Consider the following 6705-nt stretch of genomic DNA (forward strand, 5'->3'; position numbering starts at 1 on the left):
CGGCCCACGGATTCAAGCCGGAGTGAGGGCACACCGAGCCTAAGCGAGGTGCCGAGTGGAGGGGCAAGAGCGTTTTGCTTACTTTTGCGCTCCACCAAAAGTGAGCCGCTGTAAGAGCGGAACCCATCTCAGCCCTCACCCAAATAACGGATAAACACCCACCTCAAATCCCCCGATACCTCTCATTCAACGCATACAAAATCGCACACGTCTCCCCATCCAGAACCCCACAATAATCCCGCGCCCGAAAGTGCATCTGAAACGCCCGAGTCCGTTGCTCAAACGCCTCACGGTTCCACGCCGGCCTATACCCATACCGCTGAAACGCCCGCTCCACCTCCACCTCCGGCGGCAACCCGAGGCAAAACCGTCGCTGATACATCGCCCGTGTGCCCTCGTCAAACCAGGCCCCCACCCCGGCCTCATGCAAACACCGCCACGGCAGCCGAGGCCCCGGATCACGCTTGCGCCAATACGCCACGTCCGAATGGCCAAGAATGTCGGTCGGCCCAATCTGCGGGTACCGCCCCAGCACATCGCGCACCAACGCAACCAGCCCCTCGACCTGCGCCTGCCCATACGCCGGAAACGTAAACACCCCGGCATCATCGCGCGCCAGGTTGACGATCTCGATGCCAATCGAGCGGCTGTTGAGGTTATCCCGGCCACCCCAATGGCTCACCCCGGCATGCCAGGCACGCTTGCCTTCGTCCACCAGCCGAAACACCCGCAACGCGTCATACCCACGGGCCAGGTAGCCAGGCTCGTCAGGATCAGGCAGTAGATAGTGCGCACTGACGCCGTGTCGGGTCAGGGTGTGCAGCGAGGATGCAAACGGTGCGGCGGTGTAATGCAGGATCACCTGCTGCACCGGCTCGCCGTTGCGTTCGTTGAAGTCCTGGGCTGGAAAACTGTTATCGATCACCCACATAAACGCTGTCCTTTTCAATTCAGGCCGAGTCATTCGGCCTGTTCAAGCGCAAAAAAATTACCGCCATCCTGAGGGGATGATTCTCAGGAGGGCGGTAACTATTTGGCACCTGGAAAAGGCATCAGCGTCGCAGCGGCATCCCCAGCTCAACCCGCAGGCCGTCCGGCTGGCTGTCGAATTTCAATGAGCACGAGCAACGCTGGACGATCGCTTGGACAATCGCCAACCCAAGCCCACAGCCCTCGCTGCTGCCATTGCGCCAGAAACGTTGGGTCAGGTATTGCAGGTCTTCGCTGGAGATCTGCTTGCCATGGTCGCGCACGCGGAACACCACGTTGTCGATGCCGGTGAACACACTCAGCTCCACCCGTGTATTCGCCGGGGTATGGCGCAAGGCGTTATCCAGCAGGTTGCGCAGGGCCGCGACGGCCAGGCCCACCGGCATTTCCACCGGGGTCCCGGAAACGTTGGCCGGCAGGATCAGGTCGATACGTGAATTGTCACCGGCATTCGCGTCCTGAATCGCCAACCTCGCCACCTGCTCGGCGCTGGAGTGCATGCCGTCATCAAACGACAGGTTGCCCTCCACCCGCGCCAGCAACAGTAATTGCTCCAGGGTACGGTGCAGGCGGTCGGCGCCTTCTTCGGCGTGGGCCAGGGACTGGTCGCGGGCGGCACCGTCGGTCATGCGCGCCACTTGCAGGTGGGTCTTGATCGCGGTCAACGGGCTGCGCAGCTCATGGGCCGCGTCGCCGGTCAGACGGCGCTCACGCTCGATGGTCTTGGCGATGCGCTGCAACAGTTGGTTCTGGGTGTCGAGCAGCGGTTTCAGCTCGCTCGGCAGCGGATGAATCTGCAGCGGTTCGAGCGAATCGGCGCTGCGGCGCATCAACGCATCGCGCATGCGGTTGAGCGGCACCAGGCTTTGGCCGATGCCCAGCCACAGCAGGCACAGGCAACCCAGCAACGCCACGCCCACCGGCACCGACGCCGCCAACAGGATCGACAGGTTCAGCGCCTCACGCTCCACTTGGCGGTCGGCCGTCGTAATCAGCAGGTCGCCACGGGACAGGGTGAAACTGCGCCAGCCCACGCCGTCGATGACCTGGTCGCGAAAGCCACTTTTGCGCGACTCCAGGCCTTCATCCGGGGTGGTGTGGCTGCGCGCCAGGATTTCCCCGCGCAAGGAGCTGACCTGACAGGCCATGCCGCCCGGCACATCCAGTTGCCCGGTGCGCAAATGCGTGCCGCCACTCACGCTGGCCAGGCCCGGCATCTGTTCGGTCAGGCCGGCCACCATGCGCGCCGACGCCACCAGGCGCTGGTCGAGGGAAAACATCATCTGGTTGCGCAAATCGTTGAGCATCCAGGCCGCTGCCAGCACCCAGATCAGCACAAAAGCGGCGCCCAGCTTGAACGTCAGGCGCAGGCGCAAACTCATCACGAAGCGTTTTCTCCTTCAGCAGCCGGCCCACCATCGGCCGTGCCCAGGCGATACCCGAGGCCGCGCACGGTCTCGACGATACCGTTGCCCAATTTGCGCCGCAGGTGGTGGATGTGCACATTGAGGGCGTTGCTTTCCAGTTCGTCGTTAAAGCCGTAGACGCTGTCCTTGAGCTGTTCGCTGGACAGCACGCGGCCCTTGTTGTGCAACAGCGCCTGCAACAAGGCTTGTTCGCGCCGGGAAAGGTCCACCGGCTGGCCCGCCAGAAAGGTTTCGCGACTGCTGGGGTCGTAAGCCAACGGGCCGTGTTCGATCAGGTTGACCCTGCGCCCCGCCACCCGCCGTAGCAGGGTTTGCAGGCGCGCGGCGAGCTCACGCAAGTCGAAGGGTTTGAGCAGGTAGTCGTCGGCACCGGCTTGCAGGCCGTCGACACGGTTGGTCACCGAGTCCCGCGCAGTGAGGATCAGCACCGGGATTTCCAGGCCCTGGCTGCGCTGTTGCTGCAGCAGCTTGAGGCCGTCTTCGTCAGGCAAACCGAGGTCGAGCACCATGATGTCGAACGTGGCAGCCTTGAGCATCGCCCGCGCGGCGGCGGCCGTGGCCACGCGCTCGACGGTAAAGCCCTGGGCGCCGAGCCCGGCGACGATACCGCTGGCGATCAGTTCATCGTCTTCACAGACCAGTACGTGCATGGTTAACCCTTCATGAAAGATGGGGAAATTAAAGGTGCCGCAGATTAAGCGCGGATTATGCCGCTAAAACCTGCACGCACCCTCTAGAATAGCCGCGGTTAATCATCGGTTAATCAACGCCACACATTGTGTCCTCACTTGCATCGAACTAAGGCTTGACCATGCGGCATCTGTTTACCTTTCTGCTGGTGTTGTTCGCAGGGTTTGCCCAGGCTGCGCCGGGCAATCCCTTTGAGACCAAACCCGATTTCCTCCCGGTGGGCAAAGCCTTCACGTTTACCTCCGAGCGTCTTGAAAGTGGCGAAACCCAGCTGTATTGGCAGATTGCCGACGGATATTACCTTTACCAGCAGCGCCTGAAGTTCGACGGCCTCGCCGAAAAGCCTGCCTTGCCGCAAGGCGAAGCCCATAGCGATGAGTTCTTCGGCGAGCAGCAAGTGTACCGCCAGGGCCTGGAAGTGAAGATCCCCGCGGGTGCCACCGGCCAGGTCAAGCTGGGCTGGCAGGGCTGCGCCGACGCTGGCCTGTGCTACCCGCCGCAGTCGATCACCGTCGACCTGGGCGGTAACCCGGCCGTCGCCGCCACCGCACAAGCCCAGGACCAAAGCCTGGCCAGCGGCCTGCAACAGCGCAGCCTGGGTTGGAGCCTGCTGGTGTTCTTTGGTTTGGGCCTGCTGCTGGCGTTCGCCCCGTGCTCACTGCCGATGCTGCCGATTCTCGCCGGCCTGGTGGTGGGCAGTGGCGCCAGCCCGCGTCGCGGTTTTGCCCTCGCCAGCAGCTATGTGGTGTGCATGGCGTTGGTGTACGCGGCGCTCGGCGTATTGGCCGCACTGCTCGGCAGCAACCTCGCCGCGTTGCTGCAAACCCCGTGGATCCTGGGCAGTTTCGCTGCGCTGTTCGTGGTCCTCGCGCTGCCGATGTTCGGCTTCTTTGAACTGCAATTGCCGGCCTTCCTGCGCGATCGCCTGGACACGGTCAGCCGCCAGCAAAGCGGCGGCAGCCTGGTCGGCGCCGGCGTTCTCGGCGCCTTGTCCGGCCTTTTGGTCGGCCCGTGCATGACCGCGCCGCTGGCCGGCGCGCTGCTCTATATCGCGCAAAGCGGCAACGCGCTGCACGGCGGTTTGATCCTGTTCGCCATGGGCATCGGCATCGGTATTCCGCTGCTGTTGCTGGTGACCGTGGGTAACCGCTTCCTGCCCAAGCCGGGCACCTGGATGAACGTACTCAAGGGCGTCTTCGGCTTCCTGTTCCTCGGCACCGCCGTGTTGATGCTTCGCCCGGTGGTCGGCGAAAGCCTGTGGCTTGGCTTGTGGGGTGCATTGGCGCTGGTGATGGCTTACTGCGGCTGGACGCTGGCCCGCGAATACGGCCTGGCAGCCAAGGTGTTCGGCGCCGGCTCCCTGGTGCTGGGCCTGTGGGGCGCGGTGTTGGTGGTGGGCGCAGCCGGTGGCAGCGACGACCTGTGGCAACCGTTGAAGGTCTACAGCGGGTCAACGGTTGCCGCGGCACCGAGCGCCCACGACGCCTTCATGACAATCAACGACCCGAGCGTGCTGCAAAGCCAGCTCGACAGCGCCAAGGCCCAGGGCCAATGGGTGCTGGTGGACTACTACGCCGACTGGTGTGTGTCGTGCAAGATCATGGAAAAACAGGTGTTCGGCCAGCCTGAAGTGATGGCCGCGCTCAAAGACGTGCGCCTGCTACGCCTGGACGTCACCGCCGACAACGCCGCCAGCCGCGCGCTGCTCGGCCGCTACAAAGTACCGGGGCCGCCAAGCTTCGTGTGGATCGGCCCGGACGGCGAAGAACGCCGTGCCCAACGCATCACCGGCGAAGTGGATGCCGCCGCCTTCCTGCAACGCTGGACGCAAACCCGGGACGCCCACTGATGCTGACCCTGACCATCGGCACCTTCGCCATCGCCCTGAATCACATCCTGCTGATCGGCGCGCTGATTCTCGCTACCCTGGTGGGTTGGCGCGTGGCCAAGCGTGGCGGTGAAAATCCGGAATCGGTGCTGTTCAGCCTGTTCCTGCTGGGCATGCTGGTGGCGCGCATCAGCTTCGTATTGATGTATTGGAATGATTACCGCCACGACCCCTTGCAGATGGTCGACCTGCGCGACGGCGGTTTTCTCGCCTGGCCCGGGGTGATCGCTCTGCTGCTCGGGGCCCTGTTGTATGGCTGGCGCCGCCCGGCCCTGCGCACGCCACTCGGCGCCGGGGTGGTCACCGGATTGGTGTTCTGGGGGCTGACCAGTTTGTCCCTGAGCCTGTATGACAAGGGTGCACAACTGCCGGATATCACCCTGCGCAACGCCAACGGCGACGTGGTGCAACTGGCCGATTACAAAGGCGGCCCCTTGGTGATCAACCTCTGGGCCACCTGGTGCCCGCCGTGCCGCCGGGAAATGCCGGTGCTGGAGCGTGCGCAACATCAACGGCCCGACGTGACCTTCCTGTTCGTCAACCAGGCCGAAAGCATGCAGAGCGTCAGCACCTTCCTTGCGACCCAGGGCCTGACCCTCGACAACGTTTTGTTTGACGCCAGTGGCCGCCTCGGCCAGGCCGTGGGCTCCATGGCGTTGCCAACCACCCTGTTCTACCAAGCCGATGGGCGCCTGATCAACAGCCACCTGGGTGAACTGTCCCAAGCCAGCCTGGCCCGGGCGATGGAACCCTTCGACACTGTCCCTGCCGCTACAAGGAAACCGACATGCCAAGCCTCCGCCACCTGCTGACCCTGCTGCCGCTGACGCTTGCGGCCACCCTGGCCCAGGCCGAAGACTGGCCGGCGCCGATCAAACAGATCGAGGCCAAAGGCGCCAAGATCCTCGGCAAATTCGACGCCCCGAGTGGGCTCACAGGTTACGCCGCGCAGTACCAGAACCGGGGCATGGCCCTGTACCTGACCGCTGACGGCAAGAGCGTGCTTGCCGGCAATTTGTACGACGCCCAGGGCAATGACCTGAGCAGCGCGCCGCTGGAAAAGCTGGTGTATGCGCCGATGTCCAAGGAAGTCTGGGCGAAGATGGAACACAGCAATTGGATTCAGGACGGCGATAAAAACGCGCCGCGTATCGTCTATTTGTTCAGTGACCCGAATTGCCCGTATTGCAATATGTTCTGGGAACAGGCGCGGCCTTGGGTCAAAGCCGGCAAGGTGCAGTTGCGTCACATCATGGTCGGCATTATCCGCGAAGACAGCCCGGGCAAGTCGGCTGCCTTGTTCGCAGCCCAGGATCCGCAGAAGGCTCTCGAAGAACACGAAGCCGCGGGCAAAGGCAGCAAGTTGCAGGCGCTGGACAAGATTCCGGCGGACATCGAGGCCAAGCTTGATGCCAATATGAAGTTGATGGAAGAGCTGGAATTGTCGGCCACCCCGGCGATTTTTTATCTGGATGACAAGGGTGGGTTGCAGCAGCAGCAAGGGGCGCCTTCGCCTGAGAAGTTGGCCAAGATTCTTGGGCCTAAGTGAGTGGACGTGGTTTTTGTGGTTGAGTTGAGTACATATCCGTTTTTGCGGTTATGGCCTCTATAGGTTCCGCCCTTACGGCGGCTCACTTTTGATAGAGCGCAAAAGTAAGCAAAACGCTCTTGCCCCTCCACTCGGTGCCTCGCCTAGGCTCGGCATGCCCG

At 63.0% G+C, this 6705-nt stretch carries 6 protein-coding genes; 3 read left to right on the plus strand and 3 right to left on the minus strand.

The window, feature by feature from the left end; all coding sequences use genetic code 11:
- Nucleotides 1-163 precede the first annotated feature (163 nt).
- The 3 genes from WBB95_RS11350 to WBB95_RS11360 form a co-directional block, all read right to left on the minus strand.
- On the minus strand, nt 164-931 hold the full coding sequence (locus WBB95_RS11350; protein WP_424487678.1) for an N-acetylmuramoyl-L-alanine amidase: 768 nt from the start codon (nt 929-931) through the stop codon (nt 164-166).
- 121 nt (nt 932-1052) lie between these two features.
- Nucleotides 1053-2372, minus strand: coding sequence for an ATP-binding protein (locus tag WBB95_RS11355; protein ID WP_424487679.1), 1320 nt, complete (start codon nt 2370-2372; stop codon nt 1053-1055).
- Nucleotides 2372-3067, minus strand: a complete 696-nt coding sequence (locus WBB95_RS11360) for a response regulator (RefSeq protein WP_424487680.1) — start codon at nt 3065-3067, stop codon at nt 2372-2374. Before WBB95_RS11360 ends, WBB95_RS11355 begins: the two co-directional genes overlap by 1 nt.
- A 161-nt stretch (nt 3068-3228) precedes the next feature.
- Between WBB95_RS11360 and dsbD the strand changes: the two genes are divergently transcribed.
- The 3 genes from dsbD to dsbG are packed head-to-tail and all read left to right on the plus strand — an operon-like array spanning nt 3229 to nt 6544.
- Nucleotides 3229-4956: a protein-disulfide reductase DsbD gene (gene dsbD, locus WBB95_RS11365; protein ID WP_424487681.1), complete on the plus strand. Its 1728-nt coding sequence runs from the start codon at nt 3229-3231 to the stop codon at nt 4954-4956.
- Nucleotides 4956-5807 carry a prolipoprotein diacylglyceryl transferase family protein gene (locus WBB95_RS11370; RefSeq protein WP_424487682.1) on the plus strand — a complete coding sequence of 284 codons (852 nt, stop codon included), beginning with the start codon at nt 4956-4958 and terminating at the stop codon, nt 5805-5807. The genes dsbD and WBB95_RS11370 overlap by 1 nt, the downstream gene beginning before the upstream one ends.
- Nucleotides 5783-6544: a thiol:disulfide interchange protein DsbG gene (gene dsbG / locus WBB95_RS11375; RefSeq protein WP_424487683.1), complete on the plus strand. Its 762-nt coding sequence runs from the start codon at nt 5783-5785 to the stop codon at nt 6542-6544. The genes WBB95_RS11370 and dsbG overlap by 25 nt, the downstream gene beginning before the upstream one ends.
- Nucleotides 6545-6705 lie beyond the last annotated feature (161 nt).

Source organism: Pseudomonas sp., from assembly GCF_049645325.1.
Lineage (GTDB): Bacteria > Pseudomonadota > Gammaproteobacteria > Pseudomonadales > Pseudomonadaceae > Aquipseudomonas.

Coding starts and splice junctions, on each gene's coding strand:
- dsbD (WP_424487681.1), top strand. CDS start 3,229: ATGCGGCATCTGTTTACCTTTCTGCTGGTGTTGTTCGCAGGGTTTGCC.
- WBB95_RS11370 (WP_424487682.1), top strand. CDS start 4,956: ATGCTGACCCTGACCATCGGCACCTTCGCCATCGCCCTGAATCACATC.
- WBB95_RS11355 (WP_424487679.1), bottom strand. CDS start 2,372: ATGAGTTTGCGCCTGCGCCTGACGTTCAAGCTGGGCGCCGCTTTTGTG.
- WBB95_RS11350 (WP_424487678.1), bottom strand. CDS start 931: ATGTGGGTGATCGATAACAGTTTTCCAGCCCAGGACTTCAACGAACGC.
- dsbG (WP_424487683.1), top strand. CDS start 5,783: ATGCCAAGCCTCCGCCACCTGCTGACCCTGCTGCCGCTGACGCTTGCG.
- WBB95_RS11360 (WP_424487680.1), bottom strand. CDS start 3,067: ATGCACGTACTGGTCTGTGAAGACGATGAACTGATCGCCAGCGGTATC.